This window comes from Collimonas arenae, from assembly GCF_001584165.1.
Taxonomy (GTDB): Bacteria; Pseudomonadota; Gammaproteobacteria; order Burkholderiales; family Burkholderiaceae_D; genus Collimonas; species Collimonas arenae.
Genome location: NZ_CP013233.1, coordinates 3,851,175 through 3,873,321 on the forward strand (window position 1 = coordinate 3,851,175; position 22,147 = coordinate 3,873,321).

The 22,147-nt window shown below is 54.4% G+C and carries 13 protein-coding genes; 12 read left to right on the forward strand and 1 reads right to left on the reverse strand.

What is annotated here, in order from left to right:
* Positions 1-127: 127 nt before the first annotated feature.
* The 12 genes from CAter10_RS17660 (at position 128) to CAter10_RS17715 (ending at position 11,314) form a co-directional block, all read left to right on the forward strand.
* The gene (locus CAter10_RS17660; protein ID WP_061534444.1) at positions 128-544 is read left to right on the forward strand and encodes a DUF4431 domain-containing protein; all 417 of its coding nucleotides are present in this window, start codon (positions 128-130) and stop codon (positions 542-544) included.
* Positions 545-778: 234 nt separating this feature from the next.
* Positions 779-1,912 carry an alpha/beta hydrolase gene (locus tag CAter10_RS17665; protein ID WP_128083136.1) on the forward strand — a complete coding sequence of 378 codons (1,134 nt, stop codon included), beginning with the start codon at positions 779-781 and terminating at the stop codon, positions 1,910-1,912.
* Positions 1,913-2,120: 208 nt separating this feature from the next.
* A complete protein-coding gene (locus CAter10_RS17670) occupies positions 2,121-2,594 on the forward strand; it encodes a hypothetical protein (RefSeq protein WP_061534445.1) in 474 nt (157 codons plus the stop codon).
* Between the two features lie 107 nt (positions 2,595-2,701).
* On the forward strand, positions 2,702-3,196 hold the full coding sequence (locus CAter10_RS17675; RefSeq protein WP_128083137.1) for a hypothetical protein: 495 nt from the start codon (positions 2,702-2,704) through the stop codon (positions 3,194-3,196).
* Positions 3,197-4,029: 833 nt separating this feature from the next.
* A complete protein-coding gene (locus tag CAter10_RS17680; protein ID WP_164840468.1) occupies positions 4,030-4,542 on the forward strand; it encodes a pentapeptide repeat-containing protein in 513 nt (170 codons plus the stop codon).
* A gap of 135 nt (positions 4,543-4,677) precedes the next feature.
* Positions 4,678-4,992, forward strand: coding sequence for an SMI1/KNR4 family protein (locus tag CAter10_RS17685; protein ID WP_128083138.1), 315 nt, complete (start codon positions 4,678-4,680; stop codon positions 4,990-4,992).
* Between the two features lie 87 nt (positions 4,993-5,079).
* Positions 5,080-5,412, forward strand: a complete 333-nt coding sequence (locus CAter10_RS17690; RefSeq protein ID WP_128083139.1) for a DUF6572 domain-containing protein — start codon at positions 5,080-5,082, stop codon at positions 5,410-5,412.
* A gap of 763 nt (positions 5,413-6,175) precedes the next feature.
* Positions 6,176-6,469 (forward strand): co-chaperone GroES, encoded by a 294-nt coding sequence (gene groES / locus CAter10_RS17695; protein ID WP_061534450.1) that lies wholly within the window; start codon positions 6,176-6,178, stop codon positions 6,467-6,469.
* 100 nt (positions 6,470-6,569) lie between these two features.
* On the forward strand, positions 6,570-8,222 hold the full coding sequence (gene groL, locus CAter10_RS17700) for a chaperonin GroEL (RefSeq protein ID WP_061534451.1): 1,653 nt from the start codon (positions 6,570-6,572) through the stop codon (positions 8,220-8,222).
* A 547-nt stretch (positions 8,223-8,769) separates the two neighbouring features.
* Positions 8,770-9,819, forward strand: a complete 1,050-nt coding sequence (locus CAter10_RS17705; protein WP_061534452.1) for a methionine ABC transporter ATP-binding protein — start codon at positions 8,770-8,772, stop codon at positions 9,817-9,819.
* Complete coding sequence (locus CAter10_RS17710; RefSeq protein WP_061534453.1) at positions 9,809-10,462, forward strand: methionine ABC transporter permease; 654 nt, start codon at positions 9,809-9,811, stop codon at positions 10,460-10,462. The genes CAter10_RS17705 and CAter10_RS17710 overlap by 11 nt, the downstream gene beginning before the upstream one ends.
* 48 nt (positions 10,463-10,510) lie before the next feature.
* Positions 10,511-11,314, forward strand: coding sequence for a MetQ/NlpA family ABC transporter substrate-binding protein (locus CAter10_RS17715; protein WP_061534454.1), 804 nt, complete (start codon positions 10,511-10,513; stop codon positions 11,312-11,314).
* 178 nt (positions 11,315-11,492) lie between these two features.
* Here the strand turns inward: CAter10_RS17715 and CAter10_RS24630 are convergent, their stop codons facing one another.
* Positions 11,493-21,383, reverse strand: coding sequence for an ESPR-type extended signal peptide-containing protein (locus CAter10_RS24630; RefSeq protein ID WP_128083219.1), 9,891 nt, complete (start codon positions 21,381-21,383; stop codon positions 11,493-11,495).
* Positions 21,384-22,147: the final 764 nt, after the last annotated feature.

Genomic DNA, 22,147 nt, shown 5'->3' on the forward strand with positions numbered 1-22,147 from the left:
GGATCGCCGCAAATCGTTTACTTCCGATTAGAATTAGCGCTCAACAGCGTTTTTACACAGCCTCGGCCATGAGCGGACAGTCGAAAGCTTCGGCTAATCAAGATGCGATAACGAGGGCGAGAACGAAATGGGGATGAAACCACGTCTATCTTTTATATTTATACTGCTTCTGCTCGTACAGATGAGGGCAGTGTTGGCCGCGCCCGCCAATTGCCTTCGCTACGAACCAGAAACCGTTACGGTGACTGGGAAGTTACATAGGGAGACGTTTCCTGGTCGCCCAAATTATGAAAGTGTGGCGAACGGTGACGAGCCTGAGACTGGATTTTACATGTCGCTCGAGCCGACAATTTGTACCGTTGGCGATATCGGACAAAGCGAAGTGGCGTTTAAGTCCGTTCGAGAAATTCAACTTGTGCTAAACAAGAAGCAATATGCCGAACTCAGACCAAAGCTTGGTGCAGTGGTCCGACTGCGGGGGCAATTATTTTCAGCTTTTACTGGGCATCACCATGCTGATGTACTGCTCAGAGTTTCAGAGTAGCGTTGGCGCGAACCGGCCAGAGGCGGACAATTGAAATTCATATCAAAATATGAAGCCCACCGAAATTTATTTCAGGATCGTTGACTCTGCTGACAGATTTGGCGCGGCGAATCCTCAGTAACTGGAGTTTCTGTGTACTGTGCTATCGAAGGGCAAATCTGACACATTATCTGTCAACCTATTGAGCACTATCCCCGTTTCAACTATTCGGGCCGAGACTGTAGGAAAAAAGACATGAATATGCTTCGAACCATTTCCATATCGGCGTGGCTGGCCATGCTGCCGATGGCGGCCGGTGCCACCGTCGATCCGGAGGTGTTGACGCCGGTCCCCATCGTACAGGACGGGCGCCTGGAAGTCTCCAGCGCGAAAGGCGAAGGTGTCATATCTATCCACGTGTCGCGCGACTGGACGCAGCCGCAACCCGCAGTGACTCGTGCGGTCATCGTGATCCACGGCTGGCCCCGGCGCGACCTGAAGTCGCTGGAACTTGCCGCCGAGCAGTCCGGAACCGCGGCCAACGATGCCATCCTGATCACGCCGCAGTTCCTGATCCAGGCCGACATCGACGCACACCATCTGCCTGCCGATACCTTGCGCTGGGGGCCGAACGCTTGGGCGGCGGGCTACGACGCACGAGGACCGGCCGCCATCAGCTCCTTCGACGCACTCGACGCTATCCTCGCGCGACTGGCGAATCGCCAACTCTTCCCGGCGCTGCGCACGGTCGTGGTCGCGGGCCATTCAGCGGGCGGGCGCTTCGTCCAACGCTATGCCGCGGTCGGGCACGGCCAGGGGCCGCTCCTGCGCCTGGGCGTGCATCTGAGCTATGTGGTTGCCAACCCGTCGGACTACCTCTATCTCACGCCTGAGCGACCGATCGACACCAACCGGCATGCCGATGGTGCATCGTCACAACAATGCCCAGGCGTGAACCGCTGGCCGTACGGCCTCGGTGGCGACCTGCCTCGCTACGTCTCCCAGCCGATCGACCCGCAGGCGCTGGGGCGCGACTATCTTGCGCGCGACATCGTCTATTTGCTCGGCACGGCCGACAACGATCCGGCACACCATCAGTTGGACCGGTCTTGCGCCGCCGAGGTACAGGGCACCACCCGTTTCGACAGGGGTACTCTCTACTTTTCCTATCTGTCGTCACGCCCACGTGGTGAATGGACGCAACGGCTGCTGGAAGTAGCGGGCATCGGCCACAACAGCGTCAAGATGTTTTCCTCCGCCTGTGGTCGCGCGGCGCTGTTCGATCAGGATGGCTGCGCGCCGGACCCGGATGCCGCAGCCTATGGCCAGGCACAGGGCTACCAGGTCGGGCTGCCGCTGAAGCGCCAACAGAACGTGGTCGGCAACTAGGGGGAGACGGTGTCAAGGGAGCGACGGGTTAGGTCTTACAATGACATATTACTCAGTGCCAGAGCAAAAAAATGTGTCACGGCAAGACCTGACTCCATTACCTTCACACATACAGAACAGAAGTCAGAAAACGGCCAGAAGCAGCCGATTGCCGTGACATCCAAAAACGGTTACTCAGCAGCGCCATATAACTATAGGACATATCCGCATGAATCAAACAATATTTTCGCTATTTGTGAGCATGCTTGTGATCGTCACACCTGTCGCTGAAGCCCACCATGCATGTTTGTACTTTAGCTGCAAGGATCTACAAGAGTGCAAAGAGGCTGCCGAATGGATCGTTGAAGCGACTGTCGTCGACATCACTCACACAGGAGGCCAGGAAGAGTGTGAAACTGGTCCATATGGCCCGCTGTGCGGGTATATCGAGAATCCGGAAATTTTGACTCTAGCTAACGCACAGGTCGTCAAAGGTAAATTCGACCTTGGACCTAACGGCGAAGCCTCAGTTTCGCGTAAAGATTCGTGCTTTTCTGGAGCGTTAGCGTCAATGAATGACAAACCTGAACTGGGAACTCAGGGCGAAAGAATTCGGTTGTATGGGGACAATTTAAACCGACCTCCGTTCATCCATCCCGGCTATTTCTTTGTCGAATCTATCGGGAGCCGTCGTGCACCTTAAATCTGCTATCGGCCAGAAGCGGAAATTGGCGGGAAATATCAATTCAAAATCCCCAAAACATATTGACTTAAATAGTTAAAATTTTTTTCAACTAAAAAGGAGTGGCGGTGAGCTTAGAGATTGTTCAGAAATTTATGGAGCTTCCGGTCGACCGAACAAATTGGGATGCTGATGCGTGGAAATTGGTGAGGGATGGGAGTACATTTCTTTCCGTGGATTGGGGAGAAGACACCGAAGAAATAATAAGTTCTTTGAATGACATAGTCGGAGTTCAGCATCCAATTACTGCGAGTTACGAAGTGTCATCCAATCCCGCTGGCTTTACCCATATACTCACTTATCAAGGTCGCACTTTACAAATCTCATATGCGGCGGAAAGACATGATTGCTTTATAGTTGTGTTAACTCTGGCTGAGTTGGTAAAAGAAAATATCGATATTCGTTTCTGTAAATATTCTATTGGAAATAGTGATCTTTGCTTTCTTCCATTGTCACCAAACGAGTGGTTAATGCTGGAAGCAAGTCATGGACAAGAGACTATCAATCACCGCTTTCTAAAGTTTCCCCAATCATTTAACGAATTTGCAACGTACATATCGTAGCTCGGCAGATATTTCACCCCATTTGTCAGCGCAACGGATGTCCGCTGTGGAGAAATCCGAATGACGGCTCAGGGTCGAAATCGACCTGTTGCGGCCGGCTCAAAACGGCCAGGAGCGGCCATTTGTTAATGTATTGCAAAAAGGTACTTCACAGCTTCGGAGGTGCTACAAGCATAGGCTAAATATCTCTAGCCTGTTTTCGCTAGCAATGGCTCAATGAGTAATACGGAGAGTGATTTTGGTCAAAAGAAGAGCAGTATCAATTCTGTGTTGCGTATTGTGGGGAGCCCTTGTGTATTTGGGTACTACGCTCTGTGTTGGCGCAGCTAGACAAGAAGTTGCGGGGTTTCCGAGCACTGGCCAGTTGCGATTCTATATATTGTATCCGTTAGCAATGACGTTGCTCAGCGCTTGTTTAGCTGTTTTTTTGAAAAAACTGCCAAAATCTCTGTTCATTATTCTCTCGTTCTCACTGTTTGCATTGATACCTCTATATTTGTTCTTTTATACCGGTGGAATATAAGACTGTAAGGCGAATATCTGACTCGATTCACTAAAAGTTTTCGGTCATCAAACATTGATAACCAAACCAAACGGCTGCTTTGGAGAAAAGCGTATGGCCGTTTTGGGTTGAAATCAACCTGTGGCGACCGCCTCAAAACGGCCTGAGCGGTCGGTCGCCGACACCCCTTAAGTGCTGATATTTCCGAATATCTGCCAATAAACTATGTGGCCGAATCTGAATGTCGTCGGAAAGAGTCCGCCGTGGCACACGGGAACTGTATTTGTACTAGGACTAATAAATGGAAATTAGGTCACTAAATGGCCACATCTTGGCCATAGTTGAACCCGCCGGCGAGCTTGATGGCCGAACTCTATTGGAGAATGTAAATCTTGAAAATACAGATTTTTGTGCCGCAAACTTAGGCAATATTTTTTTCCAGTCTGGAAATTTTGAAGAGTCCTCGTTTTCAGGCGCGTACTTGAAGGAAACAATCTTTGAAGGCACGTTGCTCATTGGAACGTCCTTTACGAATGCTGATTTGTCCAATGCCACGTTTTACCTTGTGTATGCATTGGGAGCGAAGTTTGTTGATGCTCGCATGGAGAACGCAAAGTTCATGGGAGGGAGCTTTGAGGATTCAGATTTCTCGTTTGCGAATCTACGCGGCTCAACGTTCTCGGCTGACAATATGGGAGGAGAAGTCATACTTTGTGGCGCAGATTTCTCGAACGCCAATCTTGAAGGCGTCATCTTCGAAGGCGCGATTTATGACTCGGATACTATATTCCCTTCTGATTTTAGCCATGAAGGCCACCACGGCCTAACAAAGAGAGCGCCGTAAATTTATCGTAGCCCTAAATGTCTGCTTTGGAGAATCTCGAATGACCGCAACGGGTCGAAATCTGTATTTCACGAATGGCTCAGTCCGGCCAAATCCGGTCATTGACTGAAAAGTATATTTCCTAGGATAGACATGATGCCTAGCATTCCAAACGAATACATCAATTACGTGCGAACCAAGGGGGCATTTGAGGGATTGACTCGTGATGAAACGGAACCGGGTTACGTTGCGCTATGGCCCCTTGAAGAACTCACCAAAAACAATGCTGATATTGAAATTGAGATGTACGCTCCAGGCTTCGTTGCTTTTGGTGGGAACGGAGGTGGCGAAGTGCTAGCATTTGATGCTACCGGAGCTGTCTTCATGCTACCGTTAATTGGCATGGAGTCGAAGTATGCGACACGTATAGCAGAAGATTTTAAAGAACTGACGACTCGATTTGAAATCTGAAATTGGATGCGCAGAGTGCTGCATACGGCCAGAATAGGCCATTGGCAAGGTGGCCCTTCAATATTCATAATCTATTGGACACTCATTATGACTGTAGAGAACGCCGGCGTTATTGATGCAGCGGGTATTGCTAAGGACAGTGGCGAAGTCGTGCTTACGATTTCAGACCATTTACCTTGGCATAATGAACCTGAGCATTTTCGCTTTCTCGAAAGAAAAATCGGCAAGTATCTAGATTTCATTCAAAGCGGTCAATTGCTCGAATCTATTCCGCAAGCAGAAGGCCGCGCAATTCGAATAAGTATTTTCTGCAAATACAAACCGAATGAATCCGCCGCTATTTTCTTAAGAGCCGCTCAGCAGCAGCTAGATGAAGTTGGAGTGGGGTTGTCCTTTGCGACATTGCCGGATGGTTACTGAAAAAAAAGATGTAGGTAGCTGTTACCAACGTCTGCTGTCGGGAAATCCGAATGACAGCAAAGTCGTTTGCTGCCTGTCGCAACACGCATCCAGTCACTCATCACGCACGTGAGGTCAACGAAATCCTTAAGCAGGGTTTCGCGAAGATGTACGCGCAAAGTCGAGCGAACGGCATGGATCCAACTGCTCCTCCGAGCACCGATCGCTCACGTAGTGCAATTCGCGACTCTTCCGCTCCCCACCGTCGGTAGCATGAGACTGCTGAGAGACAGCCAAGTTAAGCCGCGCTGAAATTTGTACTACTCTTTCAGAAATAAAAATAACTTCCTCGGGCTCCAATCATTGCCAATAAACAACCAAAAGCAATAATAGCTTCAAATAATACTTAATATAAAATTAATCATTCCTCATTTATTTCGCTGATATTCACGTGAAGAGCAGTGGCTGCGGCCCTCTTTCTCCATAGAGGAAATTCGCCCTAGACGGCAATGCTGCCATAGGAATAGTTCAGAGTTAGATGACCAAAGTTCAGAGTTAAACGAAATCCGACAATTTAGACGATTCCCACATTAGTTTTGCAAGTCGGCTTGAAAAATCGACAGAGCGTCCCTATACTTAGCACTCGTTAGGAGAGAGTGCTAACAATCTCCCCGACCTAGTCACTGTGCGGCGCATCTATATACAGCAAAGCAGAGCGGTCAGTTCACTTTGCTGCGATGTTGCTGCAAATACAAATAACCTGTTGAATCTAAAGGAGTCACATATGAATCTTCGTCCTTTGCACGATCGCGTCATCGTCAAGCGTCTCGACCAAGAAACTAAAACTGCATCGGGTATCGTGCTGCCGGAAGCGGCTGCCGAAAAGCCGGATCAAGGTGAAGTTCTGGCCGTAGGTAACGGCAAGATTCTGGAAAACGGCAATGTCCGTGCCTTGGCAGTCAAGGTTGGCGATCGCGTTCTGTTCGGCAAATACTCGGGCCAGGCTGTCAAGATCGACGGCAATGAGCTGCTGGTAATGCGCGAAGAAGACCTGTTTGCCGTAGTCGAAGGCAAGTAATTCCGGTCAAACCGGGATTCTCTGATCAGCCGGCGCCTGGCGCTTCTGATCAGCTCCGTACACTACACAATTGAATTCAACGTATTCAGGAGAATAAAACATGGCAGCAAAACAAGTAATTTTCGGCGATGATGCACGCGCCAAGATCGTCAACGGCGTTAACGTTCTGGCTAACGCAGTCAAGGTAACTCTGGGTCCTAAGGGCCGTAACGTGGTTCTGGAGCGTAGCTTCGGCGCCCCAACCGTGACCAAGGACGGTGTTTCGGTTGCTAAAGAAATCGAACTGAAAGACAAGCTGGAAAACATGGGCGCGCAGCTCGTGAAAGAAGTTGCTTCCAAGACTTCCGACAACGCTGGTGACGGTACCACTACCGCTACCGTGCTGGCACAAGCTATCGTTCGCGAAGGCTTCAAGTACGTTGCCGCCGGTTTCAACCCGACAGATCTGAAGCGCGGTATCGACAAAGCTGTTGTCGCCATCGTTGCTGAAATCAAGACTCTGTCGAAGCCAACCACAACTAGCAAGGAAATCGCCCAAGTTGGTTCGATCTCCGCTAACTCCGACACCGACATCGGTGAAATCATTGCCAAGGCAATGGACAAGGTCGGCAAAGAAGGCGTGATCACTGTTGAAGATGGCAAGTCGTTGGAAAACGAACTGGACATCGTCGAGGGCATGCAATTCGACCGCGGCTACCTGTCGCCATACTTCATCAACAACCAAGAGAAACAAGTTGTTGCCCTGGAAAACCCGTTCGTCCTGCTGTTCGACAAGAAAGTATCGAACATCCGTGACCTGCTGCCGATCCTGGAACAAGTCGCCAAGTCCGGCCGTCCACTGCTGATCATTGCAGAAGACGTCGAAGGCGAAGCACTGGCTACCCTGGTTGTGAACAACATCCGCGGCATCCTGAAGACTGCAGCTGTCAAGGCGCCAGGCTTCGGCGACCGTCGTAAAGCCATGCTGGAAGACATCGCTATCCTGACCGGTGGTCAAGTGATCGCTGAAGAAGTCGGCCTGACTCTGGAAAAAGCCACTCTGGCTGAACTGGGCCAAGCCAAGCGTATCGAAATCAGCAAGGAAAACACCACCATCATCGACGGTGCCGGCGAAGCCATCACTATCGAAGCACGCGTCAAGCAAATCCGTGCGCAGATCGAAGAAGCGACTTCGGACTACGACCGTGAAAAACTGCAAGAACGCGTTGCCAAGCTGGCCGGCGGCGTTGCGCTGATCCGCGTTGGTGCTGCAACTGAAGTTGAAATGAAAGAAAAGAAAGCACGCGTTGAAGATGCTCTGCACGCTACTCGTGCAGCAGTGGAAGAAGGCGTTGTGCCAGGCGGCGGCGTTGCATTCCTGCGCGCACGTGCCAACGTCAAGGACCTGAAAGGCGACAACGCCGACCAGGAAGCCGGCATCAAGATCGTGCTGCGCGCGATCGAAGAGCCACTGCGTCAAATCGTATTCAACGCTGGCGACGAGCCATCGGTTGTGATCAACGCGGTATTGGCTGGCAAGGGCAACTACGGTTACAACGCTGCCAACGGCACCTACGGCGACCTGGTTGAACTGGGCGTTCTGGATCCAGCCAAGGTTACCCGTTCGGCATTGCAAAACGCCGCTTCGGTTGCCGGTCTGATCCTGACTACCGACGCAATGATCGCTGAACTGCCAGAAGACAAGTCGGCTGGCGGCATGCCAGGCGGTATGGGCGGCATGGGCGGCATGGGCGGTATGGACGGCATGATGTAATTTTGAAGGACTGGAACATTCCGGTCCTGCAAAGCATTTGTTGTCATGCTTCGAAAAGCCTGCGATGGTTATCCATCGCAGGCTTTTTTGCTTTGGCAAAAAATCAATTCAAGTCAACGGAGTCAATAGGGGACAGAGTTTGTAAGCCGCCGAAGCGCGGCGAGCTACTCTGCCCCCTTTTGACGGCAATCAAAGAAAGAACTGGGGATTTTTATACCGTGCTCCACAACTCCTTAAATGGGGTCAGAGTCGAATTTTTATCGGCCAAAAAAATCGACTCTGACCCTATTTAAATCTCGGGTGCGGTCAGTGTATTGGTAATCTGTATGAGCAAATTTGATTCAGATGTGAACAGCCTCCATTTAGCCACATTTGATAACAATTAAAAGAAGATCAGCAATTGGATATGCAAAAAAGTAATAAAAGCATGTCTAAATGTTCCTTCCCATGCGTATCAAACGCTTATAAAATAAGCACCTACTAAAAATACATAACGGCGGCGAGATTGTTGAAGTTTATGCAATCAGCTGCCTTTTTTCATTCTGAAATGATAGAAATCAAAGCAGTTACCCAGCGTTTCAATGGCGCACGCGGCCCGGTTGATGCAGTCCGCAACGTCAACCTGACGATACGCAAGGGCGAAATCTTCGGCATCATCGGCCGCAGCGGCGCCGGCAAGAGCACGCTAGTGCGTACCCTCAACCTGTTGAACCGCCCTACTTCCGGCAACATCATCGTCGACGGCAAGGACATGACAGCGCTGAACGCCGAGCAGCTGCGTACAGCGCGGCGCGAAATCGGCATGATTTTCCAGCACTTCAACCTGCTGTCGTCGCGCACTGTGTACGACAACATCGCGCTGCCGCTGGAACTGGCGGGTTTGTCGAAAAGCGCTATCGCAGAAAAAGTCACGCCGCTGCTGGAACTGGTCGGCTTGACGGCGCTGAAGGACAGCTATCCGGCGCAAATCAGCGGCGGCCAGAAACAACGCGTCGGCATCGCCCGGGCCTTGGCCAATGAGCCGAAAGTATTGCTGTCCGATGAAGCGACCTCGGCTCTCGATCCCGAAACCACGCGTTCGATCCTGGAACTGCTGCGCAAGATCAATCGTGAACTGGGCCTGACCATCGTCCTGATCACGCACCAGATGGAAGTAATCAAGATGATCTGCGACCGTATGGCGGTCATGGAAAGCGGCGAAGTCATCGAACAAGGCGAAGTACTGGAATTGTTCCGCTCGCCCAAGCACGAAGTAACGCGCGCCCTGATCGGCGACGTGATTGCCCAGGAACTGCCGCAAGGCGTACTGCAGCGACTGCGCGCACGGTTGGCCCAAAGCGATGCAGGCAGCGGCACCGACCATCTGTTCCGCTTTGCTTTTACCGGCTCCGGCGTGGATCAGCCTTTGCTATCGGAAGCAGTGCGCAAGTTCGATCTGGACTTCAACATCCTGCATGGCCAGATCGATGAAATACAGGGACAGGCTTTTGGTTCGCTGGCGATTCTCGCCAACGGCACCAGTGAAAACATCCAGGCCGCCATGGCTTACCTGACGGCCCAGGGCGTCACTGTAGAGGAACTGAACCATGTCATCTGAAATGCTTGATCTGTTTTTATCGTCGTTCGGCGAAACCTTGATGATGGTCGGCATCTCCGGCATTCTCGGCGCCCTGCTCGGCGTGCCGCTCGGGATTGCGCTGCACCTGACCGGCCGCGACGGCATCCTGCCGCATCCGATTTTCAATCGCATCGCCGGCCTGATCGTCAATGCGGTGCGTTCGACGCCGTTCATCATCCTGCTGGTGGCGGTGATTCCGTTTACCCGTTTCTTTGTCGGCACCTCGATCGGTACCGCAGCCGCCATCGTGCCGCTGACGATCGCTTCGGCGCCGTTCATTGCGCGCCTGGTGGAAACGGCGCTGCGCGAAGTCGAGCGTGGCCTGATTGAGGCAGCGCAGGCGATGGGCGCCACCACCTGGCAAATCGTCTACAAGGTATTGGTGCCGGAAGCATTTGCCGGCATCGTCGCCGGCCTGACAATCACCTTCGTCAGCCTCGTTGGCTACTCGGCGATGGCCGGCGCCATCGGCGGCGGCGGCCTCGGCGACTTGGGCATCCGCTATGGCTATCAACGCTTCCTGCCGGAAGTGATGCTGCTGGTGGTGCTGATCCTGATTGTTTTCGTGCAGTTGGTACAGACGCTGGGCGACGTGCTGGTACGACGCCTGAGCCATCGTTGATATTTTTGGGTTCGCATCGGACCCGTCGTGATTTTTGAAAGGTAGATAATGAATCGTCGTCAATTAGTGAATCTTTTCGCCGGCCTGAGCGTCATCGCCAGCCTGGGTGCGGCCGCCCCTGCTTTCACGCAGGACAAGCCGATCAAGATCGGCGCCACCGGCGGGCCACATGCGCAGATCCTCGAAGTGGTCAAGAAAGTCGCCGCCAAGGATGGTCTGAATATCCAGATCGTCGAATTCAGCGATTACGTGCAGCCCAACGCAGCGTTGGCTGCCGGCGACCTGGATGCCAACAGCTACCAGCATCTGCCTTACCTGGAAGCGCAAATCAAGGATCGCGGCTACAAGCTGGTCAATGTCGGCTACACCATCACTTTCCCGATGGGCGTGTATTCGAAGAAAGTCAAATCGCTCAAGGACCTGAAGAATGGCGCTCGCATCGGTGTGCCCAACGACCCAACCAACGGCGGCCGCGCGCTGTTGCTGTTGCAAGCACAAGGCTTGCTGAAGCTCAAGGCCGACGCCGGCCTGAAAGCGACGCCACTGGACATCACCGACAATCCGAAAAAACTGAAGATCGTTGAAATCGATGCGGCGCAACTGCCGCGCTCGCTGGATGACCTGGATGCTGCTGCCATCAACGGCAACTACGCAGAATCGGCCGGCCTCGACCCAACCAAGGACGGCATCGCCATCGAAGGCGCCAAAGGCCCCTACGCCAATGTGATCGCGGTCCGCATCGCCGACAAGGACAAGCCTTGGGTCGCCAAGTTGATCAAGGCTTACCATAGCCCTGAAGTCAAACAATACGTGGTGACGCAATTCAAGAGCTCGGTGATTCCTGCCTGGTAAATCGCAGATACAAAAATAAAGAAGCCCGCGCCGTGGAATACGGCGCGGGCTTTTTTTCGTCCCGATAGCTCTCATCGTCATCGCGCAAAAAAAAAACGCCACGGCATTCTTTCGAAGCCGTGGCGTCTATATTTGAATCCAGATCTCGAGCTATGTGCTCAGACCGGGAACAAACTGCTTACTTCCATTTGAAACCGTAACCAACGCTGAAGCCGGTGTTATTACCCGTCGAACTGACACCCGCTCCCCAGGCGCTATTACCGGTCTTGCTGATGGCCTTGAACTGCAAGGCCAATGCAGCATAACCCTGGTAAGAGCCGATACCGACGCCAACGCCCTTCTCGCCGGCATCTAGAGGCGGCATCACCGCGCCATTCATCGCCATGCTCATCGCGATACCCGAATAAGCGATACGCTGGATATTGCCGATCTGGTTCTGCACGTTGTTCAACTGCGAGACATTCACAGCATCAGTCGGGTTGATACCGGCGGCCACATTGGTGATGCGGCGTTCGCTGCCGGTTGAACCCACCGACACGGTATTGGCCTGGTTCGCCACAGAGTACGCACCCAATGCCACCGAGTTGTTCGCCGTCGCTTGCGCGCCTGCGCCCATCGCTACCGCGTCGTTACCGGACGCCAGCGCATTGTTACCAATGGCCACAGTTGGATCGCCGGTCGCCCGGGCGTTGTAGCCGATCGCCACCGAACCAGCTTGCGAAGCCAAGGCGCGGAAGCCGACAGCGGTGGTATTGGTATCGGTTGCCTGTGCGTTCGAGCCAATCGCGGTTGCGCCATCCTTGGTCGCCTGCGCGCACAAGCCGCTGCCGGTCGAATCCACACCGCTGACGCTGGTACAGGTCGCCGCCACGACGTTGTTGATCGCCGTGCCGCTGGTGCCACGGGTCTGCACCGTACCGTCGCCGTTGGAGGCGCCGATCGTGGTGCCGCCCAATGTCGCGCCATTTGCAGTCGCATTCTTGGAAGCGTCCACCAGCGATGTCAGCGACGTCGACAGCGAGTTGGTGCCGTTGGTGATGTTGCTCAAGCCGGAGGACAACGATGTAACCTGGCTCAGACCGGTCGACAATGACGAGATGCCGGTCGACAGCGAAGAAATGCCGGTCGAGGTTGAGGTCGACAGCGACGATACATTGCTGTTGGTGCCCGACAGCCCGGTCGACAACGAACCGACGCTCGATACGCTGGTCGAAAGACCGGTCGACAACGAATTGATGCCGCTGTTTGCCGAGCTCAAGCCGGTTGAAGTCGAGGTCGACAGCGACGAGACGTTGCTATTGGTCGATGACAAGCCGGTCGACAACGAGTTGAGGCCGGTCGAGGTCGCGGTCGACAACGAATTCAACTGGCTGACGTTGACCGCATCGGTATTCTGTATGCCTGCCGCGACATTAACAATACGGCGCTCGTTGCCGGCAGAACCAACCGACACCACGTTATTGAGCCCGCCGTCAGTCGACCCCGCACCCAACGCCACCGAATTCAGGCCAGTCGCGTTGGCATTCGCGCCGATCGCCACCGAACGCGTACCAGGCGCTACCGTTGCATCATCAGTACCGTTCATTGCACCGTCGGCCTTGAAGTAATTCGCCACACCCGAACCCTGCAGATTGGAAACGCTGGTCGACAACGAACTCACGTTGCTGTTGGTTGTGCTCAGACCGGTCGACAAGGAAGTGATGCCGCTGGTGGCTGTACTCAAACCAGTCGACAACGATGTTACGTTACTGGTGACGGTGCTCAAGCCGGTTGACAGCGAAGTAATGCCGCTGGTCGCGGTGCTCAAGCCGGTCGAGGTTGAAGTCGACAACGACGCGACATTGCTGTTAGTCGTGCTCAAGCCCGTCGACAGCGAAGTGATACCGCTGGTCGCTGTGCTCAGGCCGGTTGAAGTCGAAGTCGACAGCGAAGCCACATTGCTATCTGTCGTGCTCAGGCCTGTCGACAGCGATGTAATGCCCGTCGACGCCGAAGTCGACAACGAGGTTACGTTGCTGTTGGTTGTGCTCAAGCCAGTCGACAGCGAAGTGATACCGCTGGTTGCTGTGCTCAGGCCGGTCGAAGTCGAGGTCGATAGCGAAGTCACATTGCTATCCGTCGTGCTCAGGCCTGTCGACAGCGAAGTGATACCGCTGGTTGCCGTGCTTAGGCCTGTCGACGCCGAAGTCGACAGCGACGTGACGTTGCTGTTGGTTGTGCTCAAACCCGTGGACAACGAAGTGATACCGCTGGTCGCTGTGCTCAGGCCGGTCGATGCCGAAGTCGACAGCGAGGTTACGTTACTGTTGGTTGTGCTCAAGCCAGTTGACAGTGAAGTGATACCGCTGGTCGCTGTGCTCAGGCCTGTCGAAGTCGAGGTCGACAACGAAGCTACATTGCTATCGGTCGTGCTCAGGCCTGTCGACAGCGATGTAATGCCCGTCGACGCCGAAGTCGACAGCGACGTGACGTTGCTGTTAGTCGTGCTCAAACCCGTGGACAGCGAAGTGATGCCGCTGGTCGCGGTGCTCAGGCCGGTCGATGCCGAAGTCGACAGCGAGGTTACGTTACTGTTGGTCGTGCTCAAGCCAGTCGACAGCGAAGTGATACCGCTGGTCGCTGTGCTCAAGCCGGTCGATGCCGATGTCGACAATGACGACACATTGCTGTCGGTCGTGCTCAGGCCTGTCGACAGCGATGTAATGCCGGTCGATGCCGAAGTCGACAACGACGATACATTGCTGTTGGTTGTGCTCAAACCCGTGGACAACGAAGTGATACCGCTGGTCGCTGTGCTCAGGCCGGTCGAAGTCGAGGTCGACAACGAAGCCACATTGCTATCGGTCGTGCTCAGGCCTGTCGACAGCGATGTAATGCCGGTCGACGCTGAAGTCGACAACGACGTGACGTTGCTGTTAGTCGTGCTCAAACCCGTGGACAACGAAGTGATACCGCTGGTCGCTGTGCTCAGACCAGTCGACAGCGAGGTAATGCCGGTCGATGCCGAAGTCGACAGCGAAGTCACATTGCTATCTGTCGTGCTCAGGCCTGTCGACAGCGATGTAATGCCCGTCGATGCCGAAGTCGACAGCGAGGTTACGTTACTGTTGATTGTGCTCAAGCCAGTCGACAGCGAAGTGATACCGCTGGTCGCGGTGCTCAGGCCGGTCGAAGTCGAGGTCGACAACGACGTGACGTTGCTGTTAGTCGTGCTCAAACCCGTGGACAACGAAGTGATGCCGCTGGTCGCTGTGCTCAGGCCGGTCGAAGTCGAAGTCGACAGCGAGGTTACGTTACTGTTGGTCGTGCTCAAGCCAGTCGACAGCGAAGTGATACCGCTGGTCGCTGTGCTCAAGCCGGTCGATGCCGAAGTCGACAATGACGACACATTGCTGTCGGTCGTGCTCAGGCCTGTCGACAGCGAAGTGATACCGCTGGTCGCTGTGCTCAGGCCGGTCGAAGTCGAGGTCGACAACGAAGCCACATTGCTATCGGTCGTGCTCAGGCCTGTCGACAGCGAAGTGATACCGCTGGTCGCTGTGCTCAAGCCGGTCGATGCCGATGTCGACAATGACGACACATTGCTATCTGTCGTGCTCAGGCCAGTCGACAGCGATGTAATGCCCGTCGACGCCGAAGTCGACAGCGACGTGACGTTGCTGTTGGTTGTGCTCAAACCCGTGGACAGCGAAGTAATACCGCTGGTCGCTGTGCTCAGGCCGGTCGAAGTCGAGGTTGACAGCGAAGTCACATTGCTATCTGTCGTGCTCAAGCCTGTCGACAGCGAGGTAATGCCCGTCGACGCCGAAGTCGACAACGACGTGACATTGCTGTTAGTCGTGCTTAAACCCGTGGACAACGAAGTAATGCCACTGGTTGCTGTGCTCAAGCCAGTCGACAACGAAGTGATGCCAGTGGAGGCCGACGTCGACAGCGATGTCACGTTGCTATTGACCGTGCTCAGACCAGTCGACAGTGAGGTAATGCCCGTCGACGCCGAAGTCGACAGCGACGTGACGTTGCTGTTAGTCGTGCTCAAACCCGTGGACAGCGAAGTGATGCCGCTGGTCGCGGTGCTCAGGCCGGTCGATGCCGAAGTCGACAGCGAGGTTACGTTACTGTTGGTCGTGCTCAAGCCAGTCGACAGCGAAGTGATACCGCTGGTCGCTGTGCTCAAGCCGGTCGATGCCGAAGTCGACAGCGAGGTTACGTTACTGTTGGTCGTGCTCAAGCCAGTCGACAGCGAAGTGATACCGCTGGTCGCTGTGCTCAAGCCGGTCGATGCCGATGTCGACAATGACGACACATTGCTGTCGGTCGTGCTCAGGCCTGTCGACAGCGATGTAATGCCGGTCGATGCCGAAGTCGACAACGACGATACATTGCTGTTGGTTGTGCTCAAACCCGTGGACAACGAAGTGATACCGCTGGTCGCTGTGCTCAGGCCGGTCGAAGTCGAGGTCGACAATGACGACACATTGCTATCTGTCGTGCTCAGGCCAGTCGACAGCGAAGTGATACCGCTGGTTGCTGTGCTCAGGCCGGTCGAAGTCGAGGTCGATAGCGAAGTCACATTGCTATCCGTCGTGCTCAGGCCTGTCGACAGCGAAGTGATACCGCTGGTTGCCGTGCTTAGGCCTGTCGACGCCGAAGTCGACAGCGACGTGACGTTGCTGTTGGTTGTGCTCAAACCCGTGGACAACGAAGTGATACCGCTGGTCGCTGTGCTCAAGCCGGTCGATGCCGAAGTCGACAATGACGACACATTGCTGTCGGTCGTGCTCAGGCCTGTCGACAGCGAAGTGATACCGCTGGTCGCTGTGCTCAGGCCGGTCGAAGTCGAGGTCGACAACGAAGCCACATTGCTATCGGTCGTGCTCAGGCCAGTCGACAGCGAAGTGATACCGCTGGTCGCTGTGCTCAAGCCGGTCGATGCCGATGTCGACAATGACGACACATTGCTGTCGGTCGTGCTCAGGCCTGTCGACAGCGAGGTAATGCCCGTCGACGCCGAAGTCGACAACGACGATACGTTACTGTTGGTTGTGCTCAAACCCGTCGACAGCGAAGTGATACCGCTGGTCGCTGTGCTCAGGCCGGTCGAGGTTGAAGTCGACAACGAAGCCACATTGCTATCTGTCGTGCTCAGGCCAGTCGACAGCGATGTAATGCCCGTCGACGCCGAAGTCGACAACGAGGTCACGTTGCTGTTGGTCGTGCTCAAACCCGTGGACAACGAAGTGATACCGCTGGTCGCTGTGCTTAGCCCTGTCGACGCCGAAGTCGACAGCGACGTGACGTTGCTGTTGGTTGTGCTCAAGCCAGTTGACAGTGAAGTGATACCGCTGGTCGCTGTGCTCAGACCAGTCGACAGTGAGGTAATTCCTGTCGACGCCGAAGTCGACAACGAGGTCACGTTGCTGTTGGTCGTGCTCAAACCCGTGGACAACGAAGTGATACCGCTGGTCGCTGTGCTCAGGCCGGTCGAAGTCGAGGTTGACAGCGAAGTCACATTGCTATCTGTCGTGCTCAGGCCGGTCGACAGCGATGTAATGCCCGTCGATGCCGAAGTCGACAACGACGTGACGTTGCTGTTGGTCGTACTGAGTCCTGTCGACAACGAAGTGATACCGCTGGTTGCTGTGCTCAGGCCAGTCGACAGCGAGGTAATGCCGGTCGATGCCGAAGTCGACAACGACGTGACGTTGCTGTTGGTTGTGCTCAAACCTGTGGACAACGAAGTGATACCGCTGGTTGCTGCGCTTAGCCCTGTCGACGCTGAAGTCGACAACGAGGTCACGTTACTGTTGGTTGTGCTCAAACCCGTGGACAACGAAGTGATACCGCTGGTCGCTGTGCTCAGGCCAGTCGACAGCGAGGTAATGCCGGTCGATGCCGAAGTCGACAACGACGTGACGTTGCTGTTAGTCGCACTCAAACCCGTGGACAGCGAAGTGATGCCGCTGGTCGCTGTGCTCAGGCCAGTCGACAGCGAGGTAATGCCGGTCGATGCCGAAGTCGACAACGACGTGACGTTGCTGTTAGTCGCACTCAAACCCGTGGACAGCGAAGTGATGCCGCTGGTCGCTGTGCTCAGACCAGTCGACAGCGATGTAATGCCCGTCGACGCTGAAGTCGACAACGAAGTGATACCGCTGGTCGCGGCGCTCAAGCCGGTCGAGGTTGAAGTCGACAACGAGGTTACGTTACTGTTGGTCGTGCTCAAACCAGTCGACAACGAAGTAATGCCACTGGTTGCTGTGCTCAAGCCAGTCGAAGTCGAGGTCGACAACGAAGCTACATTGCTATCGGTCGTGCTCAGGCCGGTCGACAGCGAGGTAATGCCGGTCGACGTTGAAGTCGACAACGACGTGATGTTGCTGTTGGTTGTGCTCAAACCAGTCGACAGTGAAGTGATACCGCTGGTTGCTGTGCTCAGACCAGTCGACAGCGACGTAATGCCTGTCGACGCTGAAGTCGACAACGACGTGACGTTGCTGTTAGTCGTGCTCAAACCCGTGGACAGCGAAGTGATGCCGCTAGTTGCTGTGCTCAAGCCGGTTGAAGCCGATGTCGACAACGATGTGACGCTACTGTTGGTTGTACTTAAACCAGTGGACAGTGAACTGATACCGCTCGTTGCGGTACTCAATCCAGTTGATGACGAAGTCGACAAAGACGAAAGCTGACTAAAATTCACCGCGTCGGTTGAATTCACACCTGGTGCGACATTTGTAAGAGTCACTGGCGCCGCAGCCCCAACCCCTCCCAAAGTAACGCTGGTATGCGCGGAATTGTCGTACTGGACCGAATTGGCCACCCCCGTTGAAAGAGATGCAATCCCTGTCGAAGCCGAGGTCGACAACAATGTCACATTACCGTTGGTGGTGCTCAGCCCCGTCGACAGAGAAGCTTCTGCAACCCGTGATGTGCTAATACCGGTCGAAGTCGAAGTCGACAGCGATGTAATGCCAGTCGACGCCGAAGTCGACAGCGATGTCACGTTGCTATTGGCTGCGCTTAGGCCACTAGACAACGAAGTGATACCTGTCGAGGCGGAAGTCGACAGCGAAGTAATGCCAGTCGAAGTCGACGTCGACAGCGACGTTACATTGCTGTTGGTCGTGCTCAAGCCGGTCGACGCGGAAGTCGATAGCGAAGTAATGCCAGTCGAGGCTGAGGTCGACAACGACGTGACGTTGCTATTGGCCGTGCTCAGGCCAGTCGACAATGAGGTAATACCTGTCGATGCGGAAGTCGATAGCGAAGTAATGCCAGTCGAGGCTGAGGTCGACAGCGATGTGACGTTGCTATTGGCCGTGCTCAGGCCAGTCGACAATGAGGTAATACCTGTCGATGCGGAAGTCGATAGCGAAGTAATGCCAGTCGAGGCTGAGGTCGACAGCGATGTGACGTTGCTATTCGTTGTGCTCAAGCCGGTCGACAACGAAGTGATGCCAGTGGAAGCCGATGTCGACAGCGATGTCACGTTGCTATTGACCGTGCTCAGACCAGTCGACAGTGAGGTAATACCTGTCGACGCGGAAGTCGACAACGAAGTGATGCCAGTCGAAGCCGACGTCGACAGCGATGTCACGTTGCTATTGACTGTGCTCAGGCCAGTCGACAGCGAGGTAATGCCTGTCGAGGCAGAAGTCGACAGCGAAGTGATCCCAGTCGAAGCCGACGTCGACAGCGACGTTACATTGCTGTTGGTCGTGCTCAAGCCGGTCGACAAGGAAGTCGATAGCGAAGCGATGCCAGTCGAGGCTGAGGTCGACAACGACGTGACGTTGCTATTCGTTGTGCTCAAGCCGGTCGACAAGGAAGTTTCCGCAACCCGTGACGTGCTGATACCGGTCGACGTTGAAGTCGATAGCGAAGTTACGTTGCTATTGGCCGTGCTCAGACCAGTTGACAGCGAGGTAATACCTGTCGAGGCAGAAGTCGACAGTGAAGTGATGCCAGTCGAGGCTGAGGTCGACAACGACGTGACGTTGCTATTCGTTGTGCTCAAGCCGGTCGACAACGAAGTGATGCCAGTGGAAGCCGACGTCGACAGCGATGTGACGTTGCTATTGGCCGTGCTCAGCCCAGTCGACAGTGAGGTAATACCTGTCGAAGCGGAAGTCGACAGCGAAGTGATCCCAGTCGAAGCCGACGTCGACAGCGACGTTACATTGCTGTTGGTCGTGCTCAAGCCGGTCGACGCGGAAGTCGATAGCGAAGCGATGCCAGTCGAGGCTGAGGTCGACAACGACGTGACGTTGCTATTCGTTGTGCTCAAGCCGGTCGACAACGAAGTGATGCCAGTGGAGGCCGAGGTCGACAACGACGTTACATTGCTGTTGATCGTGCTCAGGCCAGTCGACAACGAGGTAATACCTGTCGAAGCGGAAGTCGACAGCGAGGTAATGCCTGTCGACGCTGAAGTCGACAACGATGTGACGTTGCTGTTCGTTGTGCTCAGACCAGTCGACAGTGAGGTAATACCTGTCGAGGCTGAGGTCGACAACGAAGTTACGTTGCTATTGGTTGTGCTCAGGCCAGTCGACAGCGAGGTAATGCCTGTCGACGCCGAAGTCGACAGTGAAGTGATACCAGTAGAAGCCGAGGTCGACAACGACGTTACATTGCTGTTGGCCGTGCTCAGGCCTGTGGAAAGTGAAGCTTCTGCAACCCGCGATGTGCTAATGCCGGTCGAAGTTGAAGTAGACAGCGAGGTCACATTGCTGTTGGCGGTGCTCAAACCGGTGGACAACGAAGTGATACCGGTAGATGTCGATGTCGACAGCGATGTAATGCCGGTCGATGCCGAAGTCGACAAGGAAGTAATTCCGGTCGAAGTCGAGGTTGACAGCGACGTGACGTTACTATTGGTTGTACTCAGGCCTGTTGACAAGGAAGTTTCCGCAACTCGTGACGTGCTGATACCGGTCGAAGTTGAAGTCGACAGCGAGGTCATGTTGCTATTAGCAGTGCTTAGACCCGTCGACAGTGAAGTGATACCAGTAGAAGCCGATGTCGACAGCGACGTTACAGTGCTGTTGGCCGTGCTCAGGCCTGTGGATAGCGATGTCACGTTGCTGTTGGTTGTACTCAGGCCACTCGACAAGGAGCCACTAACGGTCGACAATTGGGCGACATTGACGGCGTCGCCCTGATTGACGCCTGGCGCCACACCCGTGATCGTGCGGGTACCGACGTTGACTTCCCCTAAAGAGTTTTGTGCCGCCGTCAAGCCATAGGCCGTGTAACCGCTTTGAGCGCCCACGGTAGTTGCCGAGCCGGCGCCAAGCGCCACGCTGTTGGCGTTAGTTACAGTCGCTCCAGTGCCGATGGCAACGCCACTGGTCGCTGCGACTGCCACGTTCGATAACTGCCCGATCGCGACCGACATCGCGGCCGTCGCATTTGCACCGCCGGAACCAGTACCAGATCCACCGCCAATAGCGACAGCTGAGGAACCGCTGGATATGGCATCGTCGCCCAATGCAAAGGCGCCAACTCCGGTCGCCTTGGAACCGGAGCCAATTGCGGTTGAACTGCCGCCAACAGCTGTTGCCGAAGCGTTATTACCAATAGCAATGCTGTAGGAAGTGGAGGCGTTTGCGCCACTACCAAATGCGACAGAAGAAGCGCCGCCTGCGCTTGCCCCAACCCCGACGGCACTGGCCCCTGCACCGACTGCGACCGCCCCCGATCCGATGGCGACTGCACTCGAACCGCTTGCATTGGCACCTGATCCAATGGCAGTTGCACTCGAACCGCCAGCGTTGGCGCCAGAACCGAGTGCTGTACCGCCCGTAGAATTTGCCGCGGCAGCTTGCCCCGTGCCGCCGGTCACACTGCCAATGGCAATACCAGTTCCGTTGCCAGCACTTCCTCCTCCGGCGGTATAACTCGCATGCGCAGCCGACATCATCAGCGTCGTCGCGCCAAGCACCGCTGCAGCCACCACCGCTCCCACCTTCGAGCTGCTGCGTTTGCCCCGCGCCGCCGTATTCTCGGAGACGGCAACCCAAATGCCGAGTGCTTCGTTGTAGACGGTGCGGTAAATTTTATTCATGTTTGGCTCTATGTAAAAATTAGTTCGGCTCGCGACAAGGGATCAGACTGATCGCGCAAGCGAGATCACATGGAAACGACGAATGCAAAAAACGGAAAGACTGTGGGCAGTGATGAGCGGGGGAACGACCACCCGTCATCGAGCGACTGCTGCTATGGCGTCATACTGATAACTGACCGACCATCGGTTGCTGCACAACCGGACCAGTGCAGCCCCAGTCGTGCGCCTACGCCAGACAACACATGGAAAATGAGCAGGAACAACCGTTTGAAGTGATTGCGCCAGCTTCGATTTGGCGCAAGGTCCCTTCCCTGCGCCGACCGGCTGTTCGCGCCAGACCACATGATTTGCCTTGTTCATGCTCACCCTTGATATGTAGTTTTTATATTTGCAAAAAACCCTGCCAATTCGCATCAAGGGGAACAGCGCGGAACTACTCGGTTTTCGCGTCAGATCCTGATTCAAAAATTAGGGATTCAAGCGTCTTGCAAGCCGGGCGAATAATCTCACCGTTCTTGCCTCAATTTTTTTAATTAACAATATTTAACTTTAGGTAACAATTGTTGATGTAACGACTTCTGTTTCTCGCCTCTTTCCCAGCATGACCACCGCTAAAACAGATACGCAATCTGCAATATTTCGGTTTCAACTTTCCAGAAAACAGTACAAAAAAACAATTTTTTATTCAAAAAACACCATGAGACCCACGCGCAATGCTTTAACTGTCTACCCGACGATTTGATCCCTGCCTATCAAAAAGCGGT